23 protein-coding genes and 1 riboswitch are annotated in these 24,591 nt (G+C 67.6%); of the genes, 8 read left to right on the top strand and 15 right to left on the bottom strand.

From position 1 onward, the window contains the following. The first annotated feature begins 141 nt into the window (after positions 1-141). On the top strand, positions 142-600 hold the full coding sequence (locus P73_RS17475) for a c-type cytochrome (protein ID WP_043870557.1): 459 nt from the start codon (positions 142-144) through the stop codon (positions 598-600). Between the two features lie 24 nt (positions 601-624). Then, a complete protein-coding gene (locus tag P73_RS17480; RefSeq protein WP_052453386.1) occupies positions 625-1,230 on the top strand; it encodes a cytochrome b/b6 domain-containing protein in 606 nt (201 codons plus the stop codon). A gap of 3 nt (positions 1,231-1,233) precedes the next feature. Here the strand turns inward: P73_RS17480 and P73_RS17485 are convergent, their stop codons facing one another. Further along, positions 1,234-1,692, bottom strand: coding sequence for an Lrp/AsnC family transcriptional regulator (locus tag P73_RS17485; RefSeq protein WP_043870558.1), 459 nt, complete (start codon positions 1,690-1,692; stop codon positions 1,234-1,236). A gap of 21 nt (positions 1,693-1,713) precedes the next feature. After that, positions 1,714-2,172, bottom strand: a complete 459-nt coding sequence (locus P73_RS17490) for an Lrp/AsnC family transcriptional regulator (protein WP_043870559.1) — start codon at positions 2,170-2,172, stop codon at positions 1,714-1,716. Between the two features lie 149 nt (positions 2,173-2,321). Here P73_RS17490 and ilvC point away from each other — a divergent pair, with 149 nt between their 5' ends. From ilvC to P73_RS17505, 3 genes are all read left to right on the top strand, one after another. Next, entirely contained in the window at positions 2,322-3,344 is a 1,023-nt protein-coding gene (gene ilvC, locus P73_RS17495) for a ketol-acid reductoisomerase (protein WP_043870560.1), read from the top strand. 148 nt (positions 3,345-3,492) lie between these two features. Further along, positions 3,493-3,888, top strand: coding sequence for a hypothetical protein (locus tag P73_RS17500; RefSeq protein WP_043870561.1), 396 nt, complete (start codon positions 3,493-3,495; stop codon positions 3,886-3,888). A gap of 86 nt (positions 3,889-3,974) precedes the next feature. Then, on the top strand, positions 3,975-4,433 hold the full coding sequence (locus tag P73_RS17505; RefSeq protein ID WP_043870562.1) for a hypothetical protein: 459 nt from the start codon (positions 3,975-3,977) through the stop codon (positions 4,431-4,433). A gap of 72 nt (positions 4,434-4,505) precedes the next feature. On the opposite strand, the gene glmM is transcribed toward P73_RS17505, so the two are convergent. The 8 genes from glmM to P73_RS17545 form a co-directional block, all read right to left on the bottom strand. Further along, positions 4,506-5,852 carry a phosphoglucosamine mutase gene (glmM, locus tag P73_RS17510; protein WP_043870563.1) on the bottom strand — a complete coding sequence of 449 codons (1,347 nt, stop codon included), beginning with the start codon at positions 5,850-5,852 and terminating at the stop codon, positions 4,506-4,508. Beyond that, a complete protein-coding gene (gene folP, locus P73_RS17515; protein ID WP_139267115.1) occupies positions 5,849-6,868 on the bottom strand; it encodes a dihydropteroate synthase in 1,020 nt (339 codons plus the stop codon). Before folP ends, glmM begins: the two co-directional genes overlap by 4 nt. Positions 6,869-6,871: 3 nt before the next feature. Continuing rightward, on the bottom strand, positions 6,872-7,780 hold the full coding sequence (locus P73_RS17520) for a dihydroneopterin aldolase (RefSeq protein ID WP_043870564.1): 909 nt from the start codon (positions 7,778-7,780) through the stop codon (positions 6,872-6,874). A 150-nt stretch (positions 7,781-7,930) separates the two neighbouring features. Next, positions 7,931-8,617 carry a cell wall hydrolase gene (locus tag P73_RS17525; RefSeq protein WP_043870565.1) on the bottom strand — a complete coding sequence of 229 codons (687 nt, stop codon included), beginning with the start codon at positions 8,615-8,617 and terminating at the stop codon, positions 7,931-7,933. 207 nt (positions 8,618-8,824) lie between these two features. Then, the gene (locus P73_RS17530; protein ID WP_082033286.1) at positions 8,825-11,368 is read right to left on the bottom strand and encodes a putative PEP-binding protein; all 2,544 of its coding nucleotides are present in this window, start codon (positions 11,366-11,368) and stop codon (positions 8,825-8,827) included. A gap of 116 nt (positions 11,369-11,484) precedes the next feature. Further along, entirely contained in the window at positions 11,485-13,713 is a 2,229-nt protein-coding gene (glyS, locus tag P73_RS17535) for a glycine--tRNA ligase subunit beta (protein ID WP_043870566.1), read from the bottom strand. Positions 13,714-13,716: 3 nt separating this feature from the next. Further along, positions 13,717-14,244, bottom strand: coding sequence for a DUF6446 family protein (locus P73_RS17540; protein WP_043870567.1), 528 nt, complete (start codon positions 14,242-14,244; stop codon positions 13,717-13,719). Then, on the bottom strand, positions 14,245-15,186 hold the full coding sequence (locus tag P73_RS17545; protein WP_043870568.1) for a glycine--tRNA ligase subunit alpha: 942 nt from the start codon (positions 15,184-15,186) through the stop codon (positions 14,245-14,247). 235 nt (positions 15,187-15,421) lie between these two features. On the opposite strand from P73_RS17545, the gene P73_RS17550 reads away from it, so the two are divergent. Beyond that, complete coding sequence (locus P73_RS17550) at positions 15,422-17,209, top strand: trypsin-like peptidase domain-containing protein (protein WP_043870569.1); 1,788 nt, start codon at positions 15,422-15,424, stop codon at positions 17,207-17,209. Positions 17,210-17,317: 108 nt separating this feature from the next. On the opposite strand, the gene P73_RS17555 is transcribed toward P73_RS17550, so the two are convergent. From P73_RS17555 to metZ, 4 genes are all read right to left on the bottom strand, one after another. Continuing rightward, positions 17,318-18,046, bottom strand: a complete 729-nt coding sequence (locus P73_RS17555) for a hypothetical protein (protein WP_043870570.1) — start codon at positions 18,044-18,046, stop codon at positions 17,318-17,320. Between the two features lie 26 nt (positions 18,047-18,072). Further along, positions 18,073-19,521, bottom strand: coding sequence for a TrkH family potassium uptake protein (locus P73_RS17560; RefSeq protein WP_043870571.1), 1,449 nt, complete (start codon positions 19,519-19,521; stop codon positions 18,073-18,075). A 56-nt stretch (positions 19,522-19,577) separates the two neighbouring features. Further along, the gene (gene folE2 / locus P73_RS17565; protein ID WP_043870572.1) at positions 19,578-20,681 is read right to left on the bottom strand and encodes a GTP cyclohydrolase FolE2; all 1,104 of its coding nucleotides are present in this window, start codon (positions 20,679-20,681) and stop codon (positions 19,578-19,580) included. A gap of 76 nt (positions 20,682-20,757) precedes the next feature. Next, on the bottom strand, positions 20,758-21,942 hold the full coding sequence (gene metZ, locus P73_RS17570; protein ID WP_043870573.1) for an O-succinylhomoserine sulfhydrylase: 1,185 nt from the start codon (positions 21,940-21,942) through the stop codon (positions 20,758-20,760). A gap of 62 nt (positions 21,943-22,004) precedes the next feature. Then, positions 22,005-22,083, bottom strand: a riboswitch (SAM riboswitch). 136 nt (positions 22,084-22,219) lie between these two features. Here metZ and P73_RS17575 point away from each other — a divergent pair. Continuing rightward, entirely contained in the window at positions 22,220-23,143 is a 924-nt protein-coding gene (locus P73_RS17575; RefSeq protein WP_043870574.1) for an alpha/beta hydrolase family protein, read from the top strand. 29 nt (positions 23,144-23,172) lie between these two features. Continuing rightward, positions 23,173-23,898, top strand: coding sequence for a glutathione S-transferase N-terminal domain-containing protein (locus P73_RS17580; RefSeq protein ID WP_420836121.1), 726 nt, complete (start codon positions 23,173-23,175; stop codon positions 23,896-23,898). Between the two features lie 50 nt (positions 23,899-23,948). Here P73_RS17580 and P73_RS17585 read toward each other — a convergent pair whose 3' ends face one another. Further along, positions 23,949-24,566, bottom strand: coding sequence for an inner membrane-spanning protein YciB (locus P73_RS17585; RefSeq protein ID WP_043870575.1), 618 nt, complete (start codon positions 24,564-24,566; stop codon positions 23,949-23,951). Positions 24,567-24,591: the final 25 nt, after the last annotated feature.

Genomic DNA, 24,591 nt, shown 5'->3' on the forward strand with positions numbered 1-24,591 from the left:
TCAGTGATTTGACGAAAATGTGACCGCATTCCCGCCGCACCGCGGGAGTGCGGTCCCTTTGTCACATTCAATTCCATTGATATTTGAGGAGACTGGCGGAGAACGCGCGATCACCCCTGCTTCAGGAAGGATACCCCACCGATGAAGAAACTGTTGCTCGCCGGCGCCGCCGCCGTGATCTGTGCCACCGGCGCCCATGCCGACTCCCCCTCCGAGACCGCCAAGGCGCGCCGGGCCTTCTACACGCTTCTGGGCTTCGAAATGGCCCCGCTCGCGGAGATGGCGCAGGGAAAGACGGCGTATGACGCGGAGACCGCGCGCCAGTCCGCACAGGACATGCTGACGCTTCTCGGCTATACTACCGCCGATCTCTTCGCCCCCGGCACCTCGACCTCGGAGCTGCCCGGCGAGACCCGCGCGCGCCCCGCGCTCTGGGAGGACATGCCCGGCGTGCAGGAGAAGGGCAAGGCCCTCCATGACGCGGTCGTGGAACTCGATGCGGTCGCCGGGGACGGGCTCGACGCGCTGCGACCCGCGGTCGGCAAGCTCGGCGGCACTTGCAAGGCATGCCACGACGATTATCGTGCTGCCGATTTCTGAAGCGACGTGAACAAAGGCGAACCGATGTCCGAAGTGCTTGAAAAAACTTATCTCTGGGATCCCGTCGTCCGCGTCCTGCACTGGGCGCTGGTGATTGCCTTCGCGACCGCGTGGGGGCTGGGCAAGTTCGGCCCGGACCAGATGACGCTGCATTTCTACGCGGGCTACACCGTCGCAGCGATCGTCGTGTTGCGGATCCTCTGGGGCTTCGTCGGGACGCCGACGGCACGGTTCGCCAATTTCGTCAAAGGGCCGAAAGGGGTGCTCGCCTATGCGCGCACCCTGCCCTCCGACAGGCCCTCGCACAGCCATGGCCACAACGCGGTGGGCGCGATCTTCGTCGTCGGCGTTCTGGTCGTGCTGGTGATGCAGGTGCTCTCCGGCCTGTTCTCGGACCCGGAGGATTACATCAATGTCGGTCCGCTCGCGCAATACGTGTCGCTGGAAACCGCCCGCTGGGCGCTGTCCTGGCACGAACCGCTCTCGACGCTGCTGCTCGTGATGGTGCTCGGCCATATCGGCGCGATCGTCTGGTACCGCTGGCGCAAGGGCGAGAATCTCGTCTGGCCGATGGTGACGGGCTACGCCCGGCTTCCGCGGCGAAAGGCGCCGGACGCGGCGGCGGAATGAGGCTCAGAGCGGCCCCGGCAACCGCTCCTCGGACAGGACCACATTCGCCTCCACATTGCCGACCCCCGGCAGGGTCATGATCCGCCGCCGCAGGATCCGCTCGAAATCCGGCAGGTCCTGCGCCACCACGCGCAGGCGGTAGTCGAAAAGCCCCAGAACGTGCTGCACGGTCTGCACCTCCGGGATCGCCCGCACGGCGCGCTCGAAATCGTCGAGCGACACACGGCCCTTGGTGGCGAGCTTCACGCCAAGAAACACCATCACGCCGAAGCCCAGCGCCTCCAGATCCAGATCGACGCGGCGGCGCGGGCCGAACACCCCCGCCTCGCGCAGCCGTCTGATCCGCCGCCAGGTGGCGGGCTGGCTGAGCCCCAGTTCCCGCCCGAGCGCCCCCGCCGATTGCGTCGCATCGGCGCAGAGCGCGCGCACGAGCCTGCGGTCGATCTCGTCGAGCTCTATCATGCCGTCCCCCTCACCTCCCCCTCACAGCGGGACCGATTGCGCGTCCTTGATCGTCGCGACCTGCATCAGCGCCTCGATATCGGTCATGTGCGGAAGCGTCAGGATCTTGTCGCGATAGATGTGCTGGTAGTCGGCCATGTCGCGCGCGATCACCAGAAGCCGCGCATCGACACGCCCGAGGAAGGTGCCGATGGAGATCACCTCCGGCACCTCCCGCGCGGCGGCGATGAATTCGTCGAAGGCCCGCGCCTCGGTCTTGTCGAGGGTGATCCGCAGCGACACCTCGACGCCATAGCCGAGGGCGCGCCAGTCGACCTCCTCCCGGATCGCGCGCAGCACGCCGCCCGCCCGCATCCGCTCGAGGCGGCGGGCGAAGGTCGCGGGCGTCACCCCCGCCCGGTCGGCGAGGTCCGCCACGGACGCATCGGGCTCTGCCTGCAACTGGCGCAGGATGCGGCGGTCGGTGTCATCGACTTGCATGGATTCTTCATAATTTGCCAAAATCGAGAATTACTTATCTCATATTTCCGAATTTCCGTCAAATTTTGAACGCCGCCGGAGCGTGAAACGCCCGATAGTGCGCCCAGACTCACGAAGTCGCCCAAGGAACGAACGAGAAGGAGCGCCCGATGCGCGTTTATTACGATCGCGATTGCGATGTGAACATCATCAAGGACAAGAAAGTCGCCATCCTCGGCTACGGCTCGCAAGGCCATGCCCATGCGCTCAACCTGCGCGATTCGGGTGCGAAGAACCTCGTCGTTGCGCTGCGCGAAGGCTCCCCCTCGGCGCGGAAGGCCGAAGCCGAAGGGCTGAAGGTCATGGGCATCGCCGAAGCCGCCGCCTGGTGCGACGTGATCATGTTCACCATGCCCGACGAGCTCCAGGCCGACACCTACCGGAAATACGTCCACGACAACCTCCGCGAAGGCGCCGCGATCGCCTTTGCCCACGGCCTCAACGTGCATTTCGGCCTGATCGAGCCGAAGCCGGGCGTCGATGTGATCATGATGGCGCCGAAAGGTCCGGGCCATACCGTGCGCGGCGAATATACCAAGGGCGGCGGCGTGCCCTGTCTGGTGGCGGTGCATAACGACGCCTCCGGCAAGGCGCTCGAGATCGGCCTGTCCTATTGCTCCGCCATCGGCGGCGGCCGGTCGGGCATCATCGAGACCAATTTCCGCGAGGAATGCGAAACCGACCTGTTCGGCGAACAGGCCGTGCTCTGCGGCGGCCTCGTCGAGCTGATCCGCGCCGGGTTCGAAACCCTGGTCGAAGCCGGCTATGCGCCGGAAATGGCCTATTTCGAATGCCTGCACGAGGTGAAGCTGATCGTCGACCTGATCTACGAGGGCGGCATCGCGAACATGAACTACTCCATCTCCAACACCGCGGAATACGGCGAATACGTCTCCGGCCCGCGCGTGGTGCCTTACGAAGCCACGAAAAAGGCGATGAAAGAGGTTCTGACCGACATCCAGACCGGCAAGTTCGTGCGTGACTTCATGCAGGAAAACGCCGTCGGCCAGCCGTTCTTCAAGGGTACGCGCCGTCTGAACGACGAGCACCTGATCGAACAGACCGGCGAGAAGCTCCGCGCCATGATGCCCTGGATCACCGCCGGCAAGATGGTGGACAAGGAACGCAACTGAGCCTGCGCCGCGGGCGATGCGGGAAAGGGGCGTCCATCGGGCGCCCCTTTCTGCGTCGGGCCGGACATGGCCGCGACGGGGACGCGGCGAAAGGGCGCCTTGCCGGGCGTCCCCTTTCCTGCGCAGGATAAGGCAAAGGAGACAGACCATGCCCGAGCACGACGAGCACACGCCGGAAGACCTCACGCCCGAGAACGAGGGCGAGATCCGCGCGGAACGGGCGCGGATGTTCACCTTCGGCTTCTGGAAGAGCCTGCTCGCCGGCCGCGAGGGCCTTGGCGACACCTTCTGGGCGGGCAATTACCTCGCCGCGCTGTTCTTCATCCCGGTCTATATCCTGCTGCTCGCGATCCCACCGTTCTACGTCCTGATCCCCGTCGTCTTCGCGCTGTTCGGGATCTACCTGCTGTTCGTGGCCCGTGCGGTCTGGCTTGCGAAGCCGAAGGGCGGCGCGGGCATCGGGTGGAAGATCGCGGGGGTGATCTGGACGCTGATGAACGCCGCCATGAGCCTGATGATGACGCCGTTCAGCGGCGGCGCGTGACACGAAAAAGCCGTCCGGAGGCCTTACGCCCCTCCCGCGCCCGCGCTAAACAGGAGGCGACCGAAACGCCACACCGCCGGACTCCGATGCTCAAGACGACCCTCCGCGCCGCCCTCGCCGCCGCGCTCTCCACGCCGCTCGCCGCCGCCGATCTCGCGCCGGATTACGCGCTGATCCCGCTCGCCTCGCATCACTACGGCGACTGGGGGGAGGACGACGGCGACGATTTCACCGAATTCAACCCCGGCCTGCTGTTCACATGGGCGGAACGCGCGGGCGGGCTGAACTATACCTTCGGGGCCTATCGCGACAGCATGGCGGACGTCTCGCTGCACCTGTCGGCCGCGAAGATGTGGCAGATCGGGCCCTATGCCGAGGCGGGGATCGTCGGCGCCTATCTCCACTCCTTCGGAGAGGGCTATACCGGCTTCGCCCCCTCGCTTCAGGTCAACTACAAGCATCTCTTCATCAATGCCGCCACCGGCTATGACGACGGGGTCTATGGCGTCGTCTCGACCGGGCTGATCTTTGACATCGGGCGCTGACGCCTGTCTTTTCACGACAGCCGGCACCCGAGGCACCGCAACGCGGCGCCTCTGTCCTGTCCTGTTCGAACATCAGCGCGTCGCGGATTGCACCGCCGCCACCACCATCTCCACAGCCTCGGAAAGCGTCGCCTCGCTCACGCTCTCGGCCATGACCCGGATCAGGGGCTCGGTGCCGGACTTGCGGATCAGGAGCCGCCCGTTGCCGTCGAGCTTCGCCTCCGCATCGGCGATCGCCGCCCTGACGCCCGCGGCCTCGAGCGGCTTTTGCCCCGTGCCGTATCGCACGTTCTTCAGAAGCTGCGGCACAGGATCGAAGACCTTCGCGATCTCGGAGGCCCGCCGCCCCGTCTCCACCATCGCCGCGAGGAACTGGAGCCCGGCGAGAAGCCCGTCGCCGGTCGTCGCGTAATCGGTCATCACGATATGGCCCGACTGTTCCCCCCCGAGGTTGAAGCCGCCCGCGCGCATCCGCTCCACCACGTAGCGGTCCCCCACGGCCGTCCGCTCGAGCCGGAGGCCCCGCCCCTCGAGAAAGCGCTCGAGCCCGAGATTGGACATCACGGTGGCGACGAGCGCCCCGCCCGCGAGCCTGTCCTGCTCGGCCCAGCGCTGCGCCATCAGCGCCATGAGCTGATCGCCGTCGGCCACGATGCCGTTCTCGTCGAGGATCATCACCCGGTCCGCATCCCCGTCGAGGCAGATGCCCACATCCGCCCCATGGGCGACCACAGCCTCGGCGGCGGTGGCGGGATGGGTGGAGCCGCAGCAGTCGTTGATGTTGAACCCGTTCGGCGCCGTGCCCACCGGGATCACCTCTGCACCGAGCTCCCAGAGCACCTCGGGCGCGGTACGATAGGCCGCGCCGTTGGCGCAGTCGATCACGACCTTCAGCCCGGCGAGCGTCATCCCGCGCGGCAGGGTCGATTTCACCCGCTCGTTATAGCGGAACCGGCCGTCGTCGATCCGCTTCGCGCGCCCGATATTGGCCGCCTGCGCCGCTTCGACGCCCTCCTCCATCAGCCGCTCGATCTCGCTTTCGGCCTCGTCGGAGAGCTTGAACCCGTCGGGACCGAAGAACTTGATCCCGTTGTCCTCCGCCGGATTGTGCGAGGCTGAGATCATCACCCCCACATCGGCCCGCATCGAGGTGGTGAGCATCCCCACCGCCGGCGTCGGCACCGGCCCGAGGAGGAAGACGTTCATGCCGGTGGAGGTGAAGCCCGCCGTCATCGCCGTCTCGAACATGTACCCCGACAGGCGCGTGTCCTTGCCGATCACCACGCGGTGTTCGCGGGAGCGGTCGCGGCGAAAATACCGCCCCGCCGCCGCACCGAGCTTCAGCGCCATCTCCGCCGTCATCGGCGCGCTGTTCGCCCGCCCGCGCACCCCGTCGGTGCCGAAAAGCTTACGTGTCATGGCTCTCTCCCCGTGGTCACTGCGCGCCAGAGCCTGAGCGCCTGGCGCGTCTCCCTGATGTCATGGACCCGCGCAATCTGCACGCCCTGCGCGAAACCCGCGAGCGCCGCGGCGACGGAGCCCGGCGCACGCTCCCGCGGTTCGGGCGCAGCTCCGATCCGGCCGATGAACGCCTTGCGCGACACACCGAGGAGGATGCCGCAGCCGAGGCTGTGAAACAGCGAGATCCGTTGCAGCAGCGCGAGGTTATGGGCCACGGTCTTGCCAAACCCGATGCCCGGATCGACGAGGATGCGCGCGCGCGGGATGCCCGCCGCCTCCGCCGCCGCGATACGGGCCGCGAGGAAATCGTAGACATCGAGCAGCACGTCGTCATAGCGCGGATCCGCCTGCATCACCTCGGGATCGCCCTGCGCATGCATGAGGCAGACGGGCACCTCCGCCCCGGCGACGACGCGCGCGAGGTCCGGGTCATGGGTGAAGGCATAGACATCGTTGACGAGCACCGCGCCCGCGGCGAGCGCCGCCTGTGCCACCGCCGCCTTGCGCGTGTCGATGGAGACGGGCACGTTTGCGCCGCCGCGGATCGCCGCGATCACCGGCGCGGTGCGGGCGATCTCGTCGCCGGTCTCGACATAGGCGGCACCGGGCCGCGTGCTCTCCCCGCCGATATCGAGGATGTCGGCCCCGTCCGCCACCATCGCGAGGGCGTGCTCGAGCGCCGCCTCGGGCGTCGCGAACAGCCCGCCGTCGGAAAAGCTGTCCGGCGTGACGTTCAGGATGCCCATCAGCGCGGGCCGCGACAGGTCGAGCCCCGCCACCGGCGCGCGCGGCGCGGTGAGGCGGGTGCGGATCTCCTCCGGCAGATCCCGCGCGGGAATGATCCTCGGCGCCGCGTCGCGGGACAGAAGCTCCACCCGGTCGAACCAGGTCCAGCCGCCGGCGAGCGTCAGCGCACCCTCGGGCCGCGCGGCATCGGTCGACGGGATCGGGCGGTAATACATCGTCGCGGCCATGGGTCAGCCCAGATCCACCGGCCCGTCCGGGTCGAGACGGGTCGCGCCGGCGATCCCGGCCGCCCCGAGAGACAAAAGCGCGATCGCGGAAAGCTCGGCGGCAAGCCAGGCGACACAGTCCCCGACCCCGCCTTTCGGACCATGGACCGCGTCGAGCACCATTTTCGAGGGGGCCCAGACCGAGATCTGCCCCTGCTTCATCGCCCAGTCGAGCTCGGTCCGCGTCGCGCGCACGACACAGCGTGCGTCCCGCCCCGCGAGCACCCAGGCGTTCTGCTCGATCGCCAGCAGTTCGATCCGCCGTTGCACCGCGGGATTGTCGGCTTTCGGCCGCTCGCCTCCGGGCAGCCCGACGGTCAGGATCACCGGCCGCGGGTCGGCCTCGCAGGCGTCGATCCAGTCCGACAGCCGCGGATGGGCGAGCGCCTCCGGCCCCAGATGCACCACGAGCGGGTGCGGCACCGGCGCGGCCATCTGCGCCGCACGCTCCCCCAACTGCCCGGAGGAGCGCACGATCTCGACGCCGAGTGCGCCCGGCCCGCGATCGAGCTTCTCGACCCGCACGAACACCCGGAACGCCCGCGGTTCGAGCAGGATCCGCTCCGCGATGCGCTCGGCAAGGGTTTCCAGAAGGTTGAGCCGCTCCGCCTCGAGCTCGGTGCGGATCGCCTCGGTCAGCCGGTCATAGGACAGGATCCGGTCCACATCGTCGTCGATCGGCCCGTCCAGCGGGGTCAGCTCCACCACGATGTTGAAGGAGACGCGCTGGCGCACGCCACGCTCGGCCTGAAAGGCGCCGATCTCCACCTCGACGACGTGATCGCGCAGGGAGATCCGGTCATGCGGCGCCTCGCCGGCCGTGGCGGCGGCACGGGCTTCGGGATGATCGAAGGCCTGACATATCTCGGACAAATCCCGCCCTTTCCTGCTGTTACAAGGGCCTAGCTACCGCGTTCGCCGGGTCGTTCCAAGATCAAATGCCCCCGCCGCCCGCGCTTTGCCGGAAAGAGCAAAACCCCGCCGTTTTCCCGGCGGGGCCTGAAACAAATCCGTGATCGGGCGTCACGCCCGCGGCATGCGGTAGAAGAAATGCACCCCGATCTGCGCGGTGCGGGGAAAGCTGCGCGCCCAGCGGGGCGTCACCGCGCGGGTGTGGTAATGGGTGGCGCCGCCGGTCAGCCGCCGCGGCGCGCCGTCGAGCATCAGCCGCGCGACCTTCGCGACCCGTTGCCATGCGCCCTTTTCCGCGATCACCTCGGCATGGCCGTCGCAGGTATAGCTGAACTGGCACTGATACTTGCGGCCCGTCCCCTGGTGGACGACGCCACAGACGGTGCCTGGAAAGGCCGGGGAGGCGACACGGTTGAGGATGACCTCGGCCACGGCGAACTGGCCTTTCACGCTCTCGCCGCGCGCCTCGAAATAGAGCGCCTCCGCGAGGCATTGCCACTCTTCGCCACCGCTCGCCGCCGGCTGACGCGCAAGGAAATCCCCGGTGTATTCGAGTGTCCCCTCCGGGGCGTCCGCCCTCGGCCTCAGATGGGCCAGAAGACGCGCGATCGCGCCCTCGTCCAGGTTCTGCAATCCGCTGCGTTCCCGCGCGAGAAGCGCGTTGACTTCGCTGCCCAGGGCAAGGGCGGGATCGTTCGCATGGCTTACGGTGATATCCGCGAAACCTGCGCCCGGAGCCGCGCATAAACCAATCGCGGCCGAAAGCGCGACCGCCCTGAGCCTCGTCGTAAATCGCATATGTCTCTGCCTTCCATTGCGCCCGGAAATCGGGCTTCACGGTTCGGTGTCCGGCGGCGGACATAGGCGAATTCGTCGGGAAGGTCCACCCGAGGGGGCGGGAGGTCCTTTCGGACCTGTCAAGAGATCCCGCGCACAAGGGCCCGAAAACCTCTGTCATGACCCTGTCAGAGCCTTTGTTTTCAGCGTTTTGACGACAACCTGTCGCTATTTTGGCACATCGGCGGCAAGCTGCGCTGCAGCAAGCCGGGCGACGGGCACGCGGAAGGGCGAACAGGACACGTAATCAAAGCCCGCGTCGCGGCAGAAGGCGATAGATTCGGGGTTGCCGCCATGCTCGCCGCAGACCGCGAGGGTCAGGTCGGGCCGTGCGGCGCGACCGCGTTCCGCGCCGATCTTCAAAAGCTCGCCCACGCCGTCGAAATCGAGCATGTGGAACGGGTCCTCGGGAAAGACGCCCTGCTGCACATAGGCGTTCATGAACCGCCCCGCGTCGTCGCGCGACAGGCCGTAGGCCATCTGCGTCAGATCGTTGGTGCCGAAGGACAGGAAGGCCGCATGCTGCGCGATCTCGCCCGCGCGCAGGGCGGCGCGCGGCGTCTCCACCATTACGCCGAGCCGATAGGTGAATTCGCTGCGCGTCGCGTTCTTGACCGCCGCCGCCACCGCGTCGATCTGCGTCTTCACGAGTTCCACCTCGCGCTTGGCGGAGACGAGCGGAATCATGATTTCCGGGACGACCGGGGCGCCATGCTTGCTCGCCTCGATCGTCGCCTCGAAGATCGCGCGCGCCTGCATCTCGTAGATCTCCGGGAAGGTGATGCCGAGGCGCACGCCGCGCATGCCGAGCATCGGATTGAATTCCGACAGCCATTCGATCCGGCGCGTGACGTCCGAAAGCGGCAGGTCGAGCGCCTCGGCAAGCTCCTTCGCCCCTTCGCGGTCGGCGGGCAGGAATTCGTGCAGCGGCGGATCGAACAGGCGGATGCAGACGGGCAACCCCTCCATGATCCGGAAAAGCTCTATGAAATCAGATCTCTGCATCGGCAACAGGCGCGAAATCGCCTCGATCCGGTCCTCGTTGGTCGCGGCGAAGATCATCTCCCGCATCACCGTGAGGCGGTCGCCCTCGAAGAACATGTGTTCGGTGCGGCACAGGCCGATCCCCTGCGCCTTGAAGTCGCGCGCCATCGCCGCATCCGCCGGGGTGTCGGCATTCGCGCGCACGCCGATGTCGCGGATCGCGTCGGCCCAGTCCATGAGCTGAAGATACCAGTGATCCTTCACCGGCGGCAGCATCTCCACCGCGCCGCGGATCACCTCCCCCTTCGCCCCGTCGAGCGTCAGGATCTCCCCTTCGGAGAGGGTATAGCCGTCCTCGAAGGTCAGGGTGCGCTCACGCGAGTTGATGCGGATCGAGGCGCCGACGACGCAGGGCACGCCCATGCCGCGCGCGATCACCGCAGCGTGGGAGGTCACCCCGCCGCGTTCGGTCAGGATGCCCACGGAGGCGTGCATGCCGCGGATGTCGTCGGGCGTGGTCTCGCGCCGCACGAGGATGCAATGTTCGCCCCGCGCCTCGAAGCTCTGCGCGGCGGAGGAGCTGAAGACGATCCGCCCGACCGCGCCGCCGGGCGAGGCGGCGATCCCCCTCGCGATCACCTCGCGCGGGGCGGAAGGATCGACCTGCGGGTGCAGAAGCTCGGTGAGCGACCGCGCCGGCACGCGGCAGATCGCCTCTTCCTTCGGAATGATCCCGTCCTCGGCGAGTTGCACCGCAGCGCGCAGGGCGGCGCGGGAACTGCGCGGCGCGCGCACGGCGTCGAGGATCGCGAGGCGCCCGTTCTCGATGGTGAACTCGACCTGCATCTCCTCGCGCAGCCGGCTGCGGCAGAGGCCGGACGTGGCGACGAGCTGCGCGAAGAGCTCCGGCTCGGCCTCCTCGAGCGAGCAGCCGCGCTCGTCCTGCGTCAGGTACATGGCATCCCCGTTGGCGGTGAGCGCCTCCCGTCCCTGCGCCTGCCGCAGGTAGCGGCCCTTGATCATCGGTTCGCCCGTGTCGCTGTCGATGAGCTGGATCACGCCCGCGCCGCTTTCCCCCGGCCCGAGACCGAGCGCCATCGCCTGCACGATGAGGCCGAGGCCGGCATCGGCGGGCGCGCCCTTCGCCTGGCGCAGGAGCCGCGCGCTGGTCCCCTCCCAGGCCCGCGCCATGGAGCGCAGCACCTGGCCGAGCTGCACCGCCGGATCCTGCGGAAACGGTTCGTCGGTTTCGTCCTCATGCGCCGTGAGCGCCGCTTTCAGCGCCTCGGCGACCGGCGTGGACTTGTCGAATTCGAACACTTCCGGGTCCAGACGCTCCACATGAACCGAGAATGTCTGCACGAACCGAAGGTAGAGCGAATCCGCAGCCTCCTTGCCGTGGGTCCGGGCAAGCGCCGCGTGGCGCGCGTCGTTCATGCCGATATTGAGCACGGCCCCCGGTCCGCCCCAGTCGGGATCCTCCGAGGAGGGGCGCACCGACAGGAGCGGGGCGTCCCCGAAGACGCGCAGCAACGCCTGCATGTCGAAGCTCTGCCCCTCCGCAAGGCGATGCACCGCGTCAAAGGACAGGGCAACCGTGTCCGGCACCGGCAGATCGAGGCGGATCAGCCGCTGGAGGCATTTCGCCCGCCCGCCATGGGTCGCCACCGAAACCGGGGCGACGCGGCGAATGCGGGTGAACCCGAGGATGTCGCTCTCTTGCTGCACTGCGGCACCTCCCTTTCGCGGCAAAGGTTACGCCCCGGCCCCTTTGCCGCGCAACCGCAATCGTCCGGCGGTGTCCCGATGACGCCGCAATCGTGTCCGCTGCGCCAGAACGCGCGTCAGCTTTCGACCCGGCTCAGGTCCGCGACGGAAAGGCAGATCGCGCGAATGCGGTTCAGCAGGTTCAGCCGGTTGCGCCGCACCACCTCGTTCTCCGCATTGACCTGCACCGCCTCGAAAAAGGCATCGACCGCCGGGCGCAGCACCGCCATCGCGGCCATCGCGGCGGCGAAATCCTCCTCCGCCATCGCCGGGGCGATCTTCGTCTCCGCCACGTCGAGCGCCGCAAAGAGCGCGCGTTCCTCGCCGGTCTCGGCGAATTTGATGTCGGGGCCGAAGCTGTATTCGACGCCGTCCTTCTCCTCCGCCTGGGTGAGGATGTTGTTGGCGCGCTTGAACCCCTGGATGAGATTCGCCCCGTCCTCGGTCTCGAGCACCTCCTGCAACGCGCGCGCGCGCTTGACCAGGAGCGTGACATCATCGGCGCCCTCCATCACAAGGCAGGCGTCGATCACGTCGTGGCGAATGCCCTCGTCTCGCAGGAAGACCTTGAGACGGTCGTGGAAGAAGGAGAGGAGGTCGTCGGACACGTCCGGCAGCCCGCCCGCCACGTCCTTCACCCGCGATTTCTCCGCATCGGAGAGCCTGTCGGCAATCGCGTCGAACGCCGCGCCGAAGACGCCGTGCCCGGCGATCTCGTCGAGGATTTCCTTCAGCGTGTCGACGATCCCGTCCGTCTCGTCCACTGCCGCGATCTTGTGCGCAAGAAGCTGCGCGTCGATGAAGCGGTCCAGCTTCACGCGCACGTCGTTGAGCAGCAGCAGCCGGATCACCCCCAGCGCCGCGCGGCGCAGGGCGAAGGGGTCCTTGCTCCCCGTCGGTTTCTCGTCGATCGCCCAGAAGCCCGTCAGCGTGTCGAGCTTGTCGGCAAGCGCGACGGCGACGGAGACCGGCTCCGTCGGCACGGCGTCGGAAGGGCCGAGCGGCGAGTAATGGTCGCGGCAGGCGTCCGCCACGGCATCGGACAGCCCCGCCTTCTTCGCGTAGTAGCGGCCCATGATCCCCTGCAATTCCGGGAATTCATAGACCATTTCGGAGGACAGGTCGGCCTTGGCCACCTTTGCGGCCAGTTCCGCCTCGTCGGCATCGGCGCCGACCACGGGGGCGATCTGGCGCGCGAGCGCGGCGATCCGCGCGATGCGCGCGGCCTGCGAGCCGAGCCTGTTGTGGAAGGTCACATGTTCGAGCGGCGCGGCCATGGCCGCAAGGCCCGCGCGCTCCACCATCCGCACGTCATTCTCCCAGAAGAATTTCGCATCCGACAGGCGTGCGGAGAGCACCTTGCGGTTGCCCGCAAGGATGGTCGCGCCGTTGTCCGCCGTCTCCCGGTTGGCGACGGTCACGAATTTCTCGATCCGCCCGGTCTTCGGATTGCGGACCGAAAAGAATTTCTGATGCTCCCTCATCGAGGTCTGGAGCACCTCGGGCGGCAGGTCGAGAAATTCCGCCCCGATCTCCCCCATCAGCACCACGGGCCATTCCACGAGCCCCGCCACCTCGTCCAGAAGGCCGCGATCCTCGACCAGCGCGAGCCCCTGGGCAAAGGCCTGGTTGGTGGCGTCGTGCCAGATGTGCTCGGCCCGCTCCCCGGCGTCCAGCACAACGAAATTCTGCTTGAGCTTCGCCGTGTAATCCTCGAAGGAGGTCACCCTGAAACTGCCCTTCGACATGAAGCGGTGCCCCCGGACGGTGTTGTCCGCCGCGATCCCGTCGATCTCGAGCGGCACGACCTCGGCCCCGTCCTCCCGCACCAGGATGCAGGTGATCGCGTGGAGCGGGCGCACCCAGCGCAGGCTGCCCGCGCCCCAGCGCATCGACTTCGGCCAGGGAAAGTTGCGCACCGTCGCCTCGAGCACCTCGGCCACGATCTCCGCCGCGGGCCGGCCCGGCTTCGTGATCTTCGCGAAATAGACCCTGCCCTTCTTCTCGTCGCGGATCTCGAGCGCGTCCTTCGTCACCCCCGCCCCGCGCAGGAACCCCTCGAGCGCCTTCTCGGGCGCGTCCACCCGCGGCCCCTTGCGCTCCTCGACGGTGGTCGGGCTCTGCGCCAGAAGGCCCTCGACCGAAAGCGCCAGACGGCGCGGCGTCGCGAAGGCGCCGGCGGAGGCATAGGTCAGCCCCGCCTCCACGAGACCGTTGGTCACCAGCGCCTTCAGATCCTCGGCGGCGCGGGTCTGCATCCGGGCCGGGATTTCTTCGGAAAAGAGTTCGATCAGCAAATCGGGCATGGGTCAGTTTCCTTGCGGAGCAGGCGGACAGTCGGCGGGGGTCGGGTCGCCGTCGAAGACCGCCTCGCCACAATGGTTGATCTGGTTCCAGGCATAGCCGCGCCCGTCGGGATAGACGGCGATCACGCGGTCGATGCCATATTCAATATTCTCCTCGCCCATGAAGGCGACGGCCTTCCCGGCCTCCAGGTCCTCGCCGATCCGGTTCGCGTCGAAGCACGAAAACCAGTTCGGCGCGACGAGCGGCGCGGGACGCTCATAGGGGACGAAACTCTCCGTCATCATCGAAAGCGACAGCGGCGTGGTGAAACAGGCCCGGAACCGGATCGGCGAGGTGTCGGCGTCGATGCCCTCGAAATTCTCCGCGAGAATGTCCTCGGACGCGCCGGCGAAGCCCGTGGCGTGGATCTGCGCGGCGGGCGCGGCGGCGTCGAGCCGGTCGTAATAGGCGTAGACCTGGAAATAATAGAGCCCCGCCCCGAATACGACAGCCAGAACCACGATGAAGCCTGCGACGAGTTTCCCGTTCATTTACCCGGCCGCCCCGACCACGTATCCGCCCGCCTCGGTCTGCACGAAGGCATCGGCACAGGCTTTCGCCAGCGCGCGCACCCGGCCGATATAGGCCTGGCGTTCGGTGACCGAGATCACGCCGCGCGCGTCGAGCAGGTTGAAGATATGGCTGGCCTTGATGCACTGGTCATAGGCGGGATGGGCCATGACGATCCGCTTTCCGGTCTTGGGATCCTCCGCCGGCTGGTCGAGCAGCGCGTGGCATTCCGCCTCCGCCTCCTCGAAATGCCGGAGCAGTACCTCGGTATTGGCCACGTCGAAATTGTGGCGCGAATATTCCTCCTCCGTCTGGCGGAAGATGTCGCCATAGGAGAGTGCGATCGGCGCCTGCGGGTCGTTGAAGGGCATGTCCATCACATGATCAATGCCGAGCACATACATCGCGAGCCGTTCGAGCCCATAGGTCAGTTCCCCGGACACGGGGTGGCAGTCATGGCCGCCGACCTGCTGGAAATAGGTGAACTGGCTGACTTCCATCCCGTCGCACCAGACTTCCCAGCCCAGCCCCCAGGCGCCGAGCGTCGGGCTTTCCCAGTCGTCCTCGACGAAGCGGATGTCGTGCAGCTCCGTGTCGATGCCGATGGCCTCGAGCGAGCCGAGATAGAGATCCTGGAGGTCCGGCGGCGAGGGTTTGATCAGCACCTGGTACTGGTAATAATGCTGCAAGCGGTTCGGATTCTCGCCATAGCGCCCGTCGGTGGGGCGGCGCGAGGGCTGCACATAGGCCGCCGCCCAGGGCGTCGAGCCAAGAGAGCGCAGCGTCGTGGCCGGGTGGAAGGTACCGGCGCCCACCTCCATGTCGTAGGGCTGGAGGATCGCGCAGCCCTTCGCGGCCCAATAGGCCTGAAGGCGCAGGATGATCTCCTGGAAGGAGCGCGGTTTCACGGGCGTCTCGGACATGGGGGATGGACCTTCGCAAGCTGTCTCGGAATGCGGGCCCATCCCTAGCCAAGCCCGGAGAGGGCGTCAATCGAAAGGCAGCGCAAAGCCCGCGCTCGCGCAGTTTTGCGGCCACAGAGGCGGCGTTTTCACGGGTTTCCAGCCGACGGGATGTTGACCTCCGGCACAAACCTGTCTTCTCTCTGGCACGCACATCAAAACGGGTCGAACCCCGAGCGACAGGAATAAGGTTTTCATGAAAAGGTCACTTGTCGGCGCGCCGCTCCCGGTTGTCGCCACGTTGTTTCTCACCGCCTCCGCGGCCTTCGCCGATCAGTGGATCCAGATCGAGGCGCAGCCCACGCTGACCGAGGCCACGGAGTCCGCGCGCGGCTATGCCGCCCGCTTTCCCAATGTCGTGGGCTTCGACCTGCCGGGGCGCTGGCACGCCATCGCGCTCGGCCCCTATGCGACCGCCGAGGAGGCTGACGCCGCGCGTCTCGCGCTGCGTGCGCAGGGCCTCATTCCGGGCGATGCCTATCTGACGGAGGGCGAACGCTTCGGCCGGCCGTTCTGGCCGGTCGGGGCCTCGCTGTCGGATCTGGCGCAGAGCGCGACGCCGCCGGCGGTGAGCGAGCAGCCCCTGTCGGATGCGCCCGGCGCGGAGGGGACCGAACTGGCCGCCCTGCCCGCCGCGGAGCTTCCCGCCCCCGAACCGGAGGAAACCCCGGCGGAGGCCCGCGCCTCCGAACGCCTGCTCGACCGCCCGGCGCGCGAGGCGCTCCAGACGGCGCTCGGCTTCGCGGGGTTCTACACCTCGACCGTCGACGGGGCCTTCGGTCCCGGCACGCGCAACGCCATGGCCGCCTGGCAGAGTGCGAACGGCTATGAGCCGACCGGCGTTCTGACCACGCGCCAGCGCGGCCTCGTGCTCTCGGCCTATCGCGAGGTGGTCGACAGCCTCGGGCTCGCCCCCGTCACCGACGATGTCGCGGGAATTTCCGTCACCCTGCCGATGGGCCTCGTGGAATTCGACGAATATGCCCCGCCCTTCGCGAAATACGGCTCCGCGGACGACAGCGGCGTCCAGGTCCTCCTGATCTCCCAGTCGGGCGACGGCGCGACGCTCGGCGGGCTCTACGAGATCATGCAGACGCTCGAGATCGTGCCGCTCGAAGGCGAGCGCGCGCGCGACGCGGACAGCTTCGTGCTGACCGGGGCGAATGCCAATGTCGTCACCCATGCCGAGGCGCGGCTGGCCGGCGGCGCGGTGAAGGGCTGGGTGCTGATCTGGCCCAGGGGCGACGAACAGCGCCGCACGCTGGCGCTCGACGCGCTCAGGACCTCCTTCGCGCCCACCACGGGCGTGCTGCCCGACGCCTATGGAGAGGGCGCCGAACAGGATATCGACCTGCTCGCCGGGCTCGAGATCCGTCGCCCCGACCGGGCCGGCAGCGGGTTCTATGTCGATGGCGAAGGCCGGGTGTTGACCGCCTCCGACCTCGTGCAGGAGTGCGCCCGGATCACGCTCGACGAAACCTACGAGGCGACCGTGAGCGCGCAGGAGGATGGCATGGCGCTGCTGACGCCTGCCGACCCCCTCGCCCCCGTCGCCGTGGCCCGCTTCGACGGCAGGCTGCCGCGGCTCCAGTCCGAGGTGTCTGTATCGGGCTATGCCTATGAGGGGCGTCTCGGCGCGCCGACGCTGAATTACGGCACCGTGGCCGAACAGCGCGGGCTCGCGGGCGAGGAGGACGTGCTGCGCCTCGCCATGACCACCGTGCCCGGCGAGGCGGGCGGCCCGCTGCTCAGCACCAGCGGCGCCGTGATCGGCATGCTCGCCTCCGACGGCGCCCTCGCCGGGGAAGACGGCCGCACCCTGCCCGAGGGCGTGGCCTTCGCCTATGACATGGAGAAACTCGCAACCTTCCTCTCCGCCAACGGCGTGACCGTCACCGGCAGCGAGGAGGTCTCCGGCGTGGCGGATACGGATCTCCTCCGGCTCGGCCGCGATCTCACGGTGCTGGTGAGCTGCTGGAACTGACGCCGCCGCGCCATCCTGCGCGATGGCCCCGCCGGACCGGCCCCCTTGCCCGGAGGACCAGCCGCAGGGCGGTCCTCCGGGCGGCGGAGGAGCGCCCCGGCGGGGCCGTCATCCCTGCCCGCGCATCGCCCGCAGCGTGTCGATGAGGGCGAGATCGGCCCTGCCCTTGGTCAGCCAGGCGATCGCGAAGATCCAGATCGCGACCGCCTCTCCCCAGAAGAGGATATTGTGGCGGGCAACGACCTCTGCCGCCGCCTCCCCGCCCCAGCGTCCGAGCACGAAGGCGACGACGATCGCCAGAAGCGTCGCGATGAGGCCGTAACCGCAGATCCGGTAGATCGCGGGGCGCACCGCCGAGGATTCCTTGGGGAACTGCACGAGGGTGAAGACCACGAGGCAGAGGAAGAAGACGATGGCGGACAGGTTGTGCACGCGGGCGGAGAAGACCGGCGAGGTCAGCCGCTGCGTGAGGGTGAGCACGGCCGGACAGGCCTCGATCCCCGCGGCACAGCTCTGGAGCGCAGGAAAGAAGGCGATGAGCAGCGCGGAGATGCCGGACAGGGCGGAGAGCGTGCGGTCGGAGACCATCTCTCCCGGCAGGCGGCGGTAGCCGCGATAGGAGAGAAGGAAGACGCCGATGGCCGCGAGCGCGCCGGTGAAGACCTCGCGCAGCAGGGAATAGAAATAGTCCGAGACGCTGTCGCGCAGGCCGCCTTCGGTCGCGAGCCCGCCGGCGATGAGTGCGAAGGGCAGCAGGAGCGCGACCACGCCGAGCGCGCGGCGCACGCGCAGGTAGCTCTGCACCATGTCGGCGGCGACGGCGGCGGTTTCGGGCATGGCGGCGTTCCTCCGGGCTCTCGGGCTCAGGCGCGCCAGAACCGGATCGTGAACAGCGCGAAGACCGACATGACCTCGAGCCGCCCGATCAGCATGACGATCGAGAGCACCCATTTCGCCGGATCGTTGAGCGAGGCGAAATTGCCCGCCGGCCCGATGATCTCGCCGAGGCCGGGTCCGACGCAGGCGAGCGCGGTCGCGGCACCCGACACGGCGGTGACGAAATCGAGCCCCGTGGCGGAGAGGAGCACCGCGCTGATCCCCAGCGTGACGATGAAGAACGAAAAGAAGGCCATGACGGAGGAGAGCACGTCCTCCGTGACCGGCTGGCCCTGGTAGCGCGGGGTGAAGACGCCGTGCGGGCTGTGGATCTTGCGGATCTGCGCCCGCATGGAGGCCCAGAGGAGCTGGTAGCGGAAGACCTTCACCGAACAGGCGGTCGATCCCGCGCAGCCGCCGATCAGCCCGATGAAGAAGAAGGCGACGGCCGGAAAGGCGCCCCAGAGCTGGTAGTCGACCGAGGCATAGCCCGTGCCCGAGATGATCGAGGTGACGTTGAAGAGCCCCTCGCGGAAGGAATGTTCGAAATGGTCGCCATTGGCGACGAGCCGGTAGAGCGCGAAGGCGAGCGTCAGCCCGAGGATGATCACGAGATAGGCGTGGATCTGCGTGTCGCGCCAGAGCGGCCGCGCGGTGCCCGCGAGGAGCTGCACGAAGCGCACGAAGGGCAGGCTCGCGAGGATCATGAACAGCGAGGACACGTATTCCGCCGGCCCCTGGAACGCGCCGAAGGAGGCGTCGCGGGTGGAAAACCCGCCGGTGGACAGGGTGGTGAGCGCATGGTTCAGCGCGTCGAAGGTCGACATGCCCACGAGCAGGTAGGCGAGAAAACAGGCGACGGTGAGCCAGACGTAGATAACGGAGATCTTCGCCGCGATCTCCGCCGCGCGCGGCAGCACCTTGCCGTCCGTCTCGAAGGCTTCGGAGCGGAACACCTGCATGCCCCCGACCTTGAGCTCGGGCAGGAAGACCATGGCGACGACGATGATGCCGACGCCGCCGAACCACTGCATCATCGAGCGCCAGAGCAGAAGCCCCTTCGGCAGGTCGTCGAGCCCGGACAAGACGGTCGAGCCGGTCGTGGTCATGCCCGACATCGCCTCGAAGAACGCATCGGTAAAGCTCGCTCCGGTGGCCCCGAGCATGAAGGGCAGGCCGCCGAAAAGCGGCAGGACGAGCCAGACGAGCGTGGTCAGCAGGAACATCTGCTGGATCGTGAGGCGCTGCGACTGGCCATTGGCGGAGGCCAGCGCGAGCGAACCGCCGGTGACGAGCGTCACCAGACCCGCCTCGAAGAACACGACCCATTCATCCGTGCCGGCCGCGGCATCCACCGCCATCGGAATCGCCATCGTCAGCCCCAGAAGGGCAACGAGTATTCCGATGACATATCCAACGGGCCTGAGGTCGGTCATGGGGCGAAGGCTTGGCCGCCCGCAGGGGGCAAGTCAAGCGCCCTCGTTCCTTCGCCTCACCCGACGTGGAAAAGTGTGGCGAAAACCTTGGGATCGAGGCTTTGCGCGGCAAAGGTCGCCCCTTCGGTCAGCACCGAGACCGCGTCATGCGAGTGCAGGCTCTCCTGGTGCGAGGCGATCACGCGGAAATCTCCGATCCGGCGGTCATTCTCCATCGCCTCGGCAAAGAGGCGCGCCGCGTCCTCCACGAAGATCGGGTTCGCCGCATTGAGTTCCGCGAAGGCCTGTTCGTCCTCGCGCTTCACCATCACTTGCGTCTCGGTCGGGACAGCCGTGCGGCACAGGTCGATCAGGTCCTCGAACCACAGCGTGTCCGGCTGGTTCTTCACCACCACCGACAGCCGCGCGACGGAACGCTGCGAATGCGGCGTCGCAAGCTGGTGGCGCGTGCGGCGCGCATGTTCGGAAAGCTCGAGCGAACAGGGGCAGGTCGAGCTGTAGACGTAATCCAGATGGATGATCTCGATCATCCTGCCGCCCTGCTCCACGAGTTCGAGCGCGATGTCGTAATACTGGTAGCCCTCGAGCCCGGAGCGCAGCGACCGGCGCTTCACCGGAAAGGAAAACCGCATCTGGATCCGCGCGTCGAAACTCTCCAGATCCGCCTGATAATCCCTGAGCGCCGCCTCGATCACGTCGAAGGAAAAGGTCCGTTCGGCATGTCTGTAGAAACTGCGCATGATGCGCGACATGTTGATGCCCTTCTTCTCCGCCTCGAGGCTCACCGTCCCGGTGACCGAGGTCTCGAGCGTCAGGTCGCCGCCGTCGCGGGTGTGGAACCGGATCGGCAGGCGGAAATTCGAGATCCCGACATGCTGGATCTGCCGCTTCGCGCCGCGGATGAGGCTTTCAGGGCCGTTCTGGAGGTCGGGAAGGCCCTCCTTGTAGGCCTCCGACACCTCGAAATCCTCGGGATAGGCCCGGCGCAGCGCGGGGTAATTGGCGAAATCCGAGGCTTCGGGCAGAAGCCTGGAAATCGCCGGATCGAGTTCGGCCACCTCCGTGGGCGTCGCCTTCGCCGCCCAGGCGCGCAGGGTCTCGAGCGCCGCCGCCGCGCGCGCGCGCTCTTCCCGTTCCGGATCGCCGGTATGGATGTTCATGGGTCTGTTCCCTGTCTCTCCGTCCTTGCCCAGATATAGGGGCTCCCGCGCCCTTTACCAAGCCGTCCGGCCGCGGTCAGACCGCGTCGAGCGCCGCTCTGACATCCGTGATGATGTCCTCCGGGTCCTCGAGCCCCATCGACAGCCGCACGAGACCGTCCGTCAGGCCGAGCTCCGGGCGCTTCTCCACCGGCACGTTCTTGTGCGTCGTGGTGCAGGGATGGGTGGCGATGGATTTCGCATCCGCGAAATTGTTCGAGATCGTGAAGACCTCGAGCGCATTGAGAAAGCGGAAGGCCGCCTCCTTCCCGCCCCTGAGATCCACGGTGATCACCGTGCCCGCCGCCTCGGCCTGGGAGACGGCGAGGTCGTGCTGCGGGTGCGACCTGTAGGTCGGGTAGCGCACGGAGGCGAGCGCGGGATGGCCGTCCACCGCCTCGCACAGCGCCAGCGCCGTCGCCGCCTGCTGGCGCACGCGCAGATCGAGGGTCTCGAGCGACTTGAGCTGCACCCAGGCGTTGAAGGGAGAGATCGCGCCGCCGGTATGCTTGATATAGGTCTCCACCGGACCGCGGATCAGCTCGCGGTCGCCCGCGATGATGCCGCCGAGACAGCGCCCCTGCCCGTCCACATGTTTCGTCGTGGAATAGATCACGAGATCGGCCCCGGCCTTTTTCGCATAGGTGTAGATCGGCGTGCACATCGCATTGTCCACCACGACGAGCGCGCCGACGGCATGGGCGATGTCGCAGACCGCCTTCAGGTCGATCACCTCGAGCGTCGGGTTGGAAATCGACTCGAGGAACACCGCCTTCGTGCCGGGCCGGATCGCGGCCTTCCACGCCTCCGGATCGGTGCCGTCCACCAGCGTCGTCTCGACCCCGAATTTCGGCAGCACCTCGGAGACGATGTAGAGGCAGGAGCCGAACAGCGCCCGCGAGGAGACGAGGTGATCGCCCGCCTTCAGCACCGACATCAGTGCCCCCGCGACGGCGGCCATGCCGGAGGCCGTGGCAAAGGCGTCCTCGCAGCCCTCGATCGCGGCCATCCGGTCCTCGAACATCCGCGTCGTCGGGTTGCCGTAGCGGGCATAGATGAACTCGTCCTCGCCCTGGGAGACGAACCGCGCCTCCGCGGCCTCGGCGCTCTCGTAGACGAAGCCCTGGGTCAGGAAAAGCGCCTCCGACACCTCGCCGTATTGCGACCTGCGCACCCCGTCGTGAATGAGGTGCGTGCGGGGTTTCCAGTCTCTCTTGCTCATCTCTGCGCGTCCTTTCGCCAACAAAAAAGCCCCCTCTCGATCAAGAGCGGGGGCGCGTCGCGGCACGTCTCGTCCTGACCTCTTTAGCGGTGTGTTTAACGTGGCCCGCAATCCGGAGAACAAATCGCCACGGCGTCAATTTCGCATCTTCGCTAATCCTCCCGCGCCATCCTGTCAACCGCCCAGCTCCGCGTAAACAAAGATTCATCCCGGCGTCGCAGCATCGTGACAAAGCCAGCGCATAAGCTCGGGCAATACAGGCCAAGGGGGAAGGAAAATGCCCCTCGTCAAAGTGAATGCCGCAGGCTCCCGCCCCGCCGCGGGCGATCTGGCCGCGCTCGAGGCTGCACTGGCGCGCGTGCCGCGGGAGGCGCCGGTGGTGATCTGCGTCCACGGCTACAGGTTCTGCCCCGACAGCCTCGCCCATACGCCGCACGGGCATATCCTCTCGCTCGATCCCGTCCGTGCCGATCCGCGCGCCGTCAGTTGGCCGCGGGGGCTCGGCTTTACCGGCGAGACACCCGAGGAGGGCGTGTGCGTCGCCCTCGGCTGGTCCGCCCGCGGCTCGATCTGGCAGGCCGCGGCACGGGCACGCCCGACGGCAGAGGCGCTCGCGCGGGTGATCCGGCGCATCGACCGGCCGGTGCATCTCCTTGCCCATTCCCTCGGCGCGCGGGTCGCGCTCGGCGCGCTGCCCGCCCTGCCCGCGGGCGCCGTCGGGCGGATCATCCTGCTCGCCGGGGCCGAGTTCCGCGCCGCCGCCCGCCTCGCGATGACCTCGGAGGCCGGACGCACGGCGGAGGTGTTCAACGTCACCTCGCGCGAAAACGCCCTCTACGAGCTGCTGTTCCAGGCCGCGCTCCTCGGCGCGCAGGGCCCGGCGCGCACGCTCGGGGCGGGGCTGGGCGGCACGCTGCCCAACTGGTGCGACCTGCCGATCGACGCGACGGCCACGCGCGACGCGCTGGCGCGCATGGGCTTTCCCGTTCCCGCGCCGGACCGCCGCGTCTGCCACTGGTCGCCCTACCTGCGCGCGGGTCTCTTCGAGCTCTACCGCGCGATGCTGCGCAGCCCGGAGGCCCTGCCCGCCGGCCTTCTCGCGCGCGCAGTTCCGCAAACCCGCCCATCGCGCCGCGCACGGGTTTTTCCCGGCCCGAGCCGCGCTCTCCCCTTGTCCTTTTCGCGAAAGGCCTCATCCTAGAGAGGCAAGTTTTCCGAGGATGACGGACCGTGCCCATATTCGAACCCCCTATCGACCTCTATTACTGGCCGACGCCGAACGGCTGGAAAATCTCCATCGCGCTCGAGGAGATGCGCCTGCCCTACGAGGTGAAATTCGTCGACATCGGCGCCGGCGAGCAGTTCGAACCCGCCTTCCTCGAGATCTCGCCCAACAATCGCATGCCCGCCATCGTCGACCCCGAGGGGCCGGGCGGACGGCCGATCTCGATCTTCGAATCCGGTGCGATCCTGCAATATCTCGCGCGCAAGTCCGGCAAGTTCTACGGCGGCGGCGAGCGCGACCAGATCACGGTGGACCAGTGGCTCATGTGGCAGGTGGGCGGCCTCGGCCCGATGGCCGGGCAGGCGCATCACTTCCTGAAATACGCGCCCAACCTGGAACCCCCGCAGGATCTCCCCTATGCGAAGGACCGCTACCGCAACGAGGTCACGCGGCTCTATAGCGTGCTCGAGAAACAGCTCTCGCGGGAAGAATTCGTCGCCGGCGATTTCTATTCCATCGCGGACATGGCGATCTGGCCCTGGGCCTCGCTCTGGGAAGGGCAGCAGCAGGATCTCGCGGACAAGCCGCACCTGGCGCGCTGGCTCGCCCGGATCGGATCGCGCGAGGCGGTGCAGCGCGGACGCGCCCTCGGCGCGGAGAAACGGCGCGACACGGCGACGGATCGCGAGGCGCAGAAGATCCTCTTCGGACAGCGCGGCACGCCAAAGTGACACCGGCGCGGTCGCGGGGTCCTCTCGCGGGGTGTTGACGCCGCGGGGCGTCAGTCGGCGGCGTCCTCGGTCTCCGCCGGATCGGTCGAATGGCGCCGCATCAGCCCGGCCTGCGCCATGAAGAAGGCGAGCATCGCGATCGGCAGGCCGAAGGTCTTGAACTGCACCCAGGCGTCGGTGGACATGCTGCGCCAGATCGCCTCGTTGGCCACCGCGAGGCCGAAGAAGAACAGCATCATGCGAAACTCGAGCTTGCGCCAGCCCGCGGCATCGAGCGGCAGGGTCTCCCCCAGCACCAGCGACAGGTAGCTCCTGTCCCGCCACAGCCCGACGCCCAGTATCGCGCCGAACATCACGTAGATGATCGTCGGCTTCATCTTGAAGAACCGCTCGTCGTTGAGCCAGATCGTCAGCCCGCCGAACACGGTCACGAGCACGAGCGTCATCACCTGCATCGCCGACAGCCGCCCGGTGAGGCGCCAGAGCGCGACGGTGGAGAGCGCGATGAGCGGAATGAAGACGGCGGTCATCACGATGAACCCGGAATACTCCGTCCCGCCGATGGTGAAGGCGCGGTCGCGCAACAGGATATAGCCTGCAAAGAAGGCGAGGATCGGCCCCATCTCGAGCGCCGTCCTGACCGCGGGTCTGATCTCTTTCTCCGACATGACGTCCTCCGTCTTTCCGGGCTTT

This window comes from Celeribacter indicus (genome assembly GCF_000819565.1).
Classification (GTDB): Bacteria; Pseudomonadota; Alphaproteobacteria; order Rhodobacterales; family Rhodobacteraceae; genus Celeribacter; species Celeribacter indicus.

Excerpts from the sequence above, each read along its gene's own strand:
- glmM (WP_043870563.1), bottom strand. The coding sequence starts at position 5,852 with ATGACACGTAAGCTTTTCGGCACCGACGGGGTGCGCGGGCGGGCGAAC.
- folE2 (WP_043870572.1), bottom strand. The coding sequence starts at position 20,681 with ATGAACATCCATACCGGCGATCCGGAACGGGAAGAGCGCGCGCGCGCG.
- P73_RS17545 (WP_043870568.1), bottom strand. The coding sequence starts at position 15,186 with ATGTCCGAGACGCCCGTGAAACCGCGCTCCTTCCAGGAGATCATCCTG.
- P73_RS17560 (WP_043870571.1), bottom strand. The coding sequence starts at position 19,521 with ATGACCGACCTCAGGCCCGTTGGATATGTCATCGGAATACTCGTTGCC.
- P73_RS17525 (WP_043870565.1), bottom strand. The coding sequence starts at position 8,617 with ATGCGATTTACGACGAGGCTCAGGGCGGTCGCGCTTTCGGCCGCGATT.
- P73_RS17480 (WP_052453386.1), top strand. The coding sequence starts at position 625 with ATGTCCGAAGTGCTTGAAAAAACTTATCTCTGGGATCCCGTCGTCCGC.
- ilvC (WP_043870560.1), top strand. The coding sequence starts at position 2,322 with ATGCGCGTTTATTACGATCGCGATTGCGATGTGAACATCATCAAGGAC.
- P73_RS17555 (WP_043870570.1), bottom strand. The coding sequence starts at position 18,046 with ATGCCCGAAACCGCCGCCGTCGCCGCCGACATGGTGCAGAGCTACCTG.
- P73_RS17585 (WP_043870575.1), bottom strand. The coding sequence starts at position 24,566 with ATGTCGGAGAAAGAGATCAGACCCGCGGTCAGGACGGCGCTCGAGATG.
- P73_RS17485 (WP_043870558.1), bottom strand. The coding sequence starts at position 1,692 with ATGATAGAGCTCGACGAGATCGACCGCAGGCTCGTGCGCGCGCTCTGC.
- metZ (WP_043870573.1), bottom strand. The coding sequence starts at position 21,942 with ATGAGCAAGAGAGACTGGAAACCCCGCACGCACCTCATTCACGACGGG.
- P73_RS17575 (WP_043870574.1), top strand. The coding sequence starts at position 22,220 with ATGCCCCTCGTCAAAGTGAATGCCGCAGGCTCCCGCCCCGCCGCGGGC.
- folP (WP_139267115.1), bottom strand. The coding sequence starts at position 6,868 with ATGGCCGCGACGATGTATTACCGCCCGATCCCGTCGACCGATGCCGCG.
- P73_RS17500 (WP_043870561.1), top strand. The coding sequence starts at position 3,493 with ATGCCCGAGCACGACGAGCACACGCCGGAAGACCTCACGCCCGAGAAC.
- P73_RS17490 (WP_043870559.1), bottom strand. The coding sequence starts at position 2,172 with ATGCAAGTCGATGACACCGACCGCCGCATCCTGCGCCAGTTGCAGGCA.
- P73_RS17550 (WP_043870569.1), top strand. The coding sequence starts at position 15,422 with ATGAAAAGGTCACTTGTCGGCGCGCCGCTCCCGGTTGTCGCCACGTTG.
- P73_RS17540 (WP_043870567.1), bottom strand. The coding sequence starts at position 14,244 with ATGAACGGGAAACTCGTCGCAGGCTTCATCGTGGTTCTGGCTGTCGTA.
- P73_RS17475 (WP_043870557.1), top strand. The coding sequence starts at position 142 with ATGAAGAAACTGTTGCTCGCCGGCGCCGCCGCCGTGATCTGTGCCACC.
- P73_RS17505 (WP_043870562.1), top strand. The coding sequence starts at position 3,975 with ATGCTCAAGACGACCCTCCGCGCCGCCCTCGCCGCCGCGCTCTCCACG.
- glyS (WP_043870566.1), bottom strand. The coding sequence starts at position 13,713 with ATGCCCGATTTGCTGATCGAACTCTTTTCCGAAGAAATCCCGGCCCGG.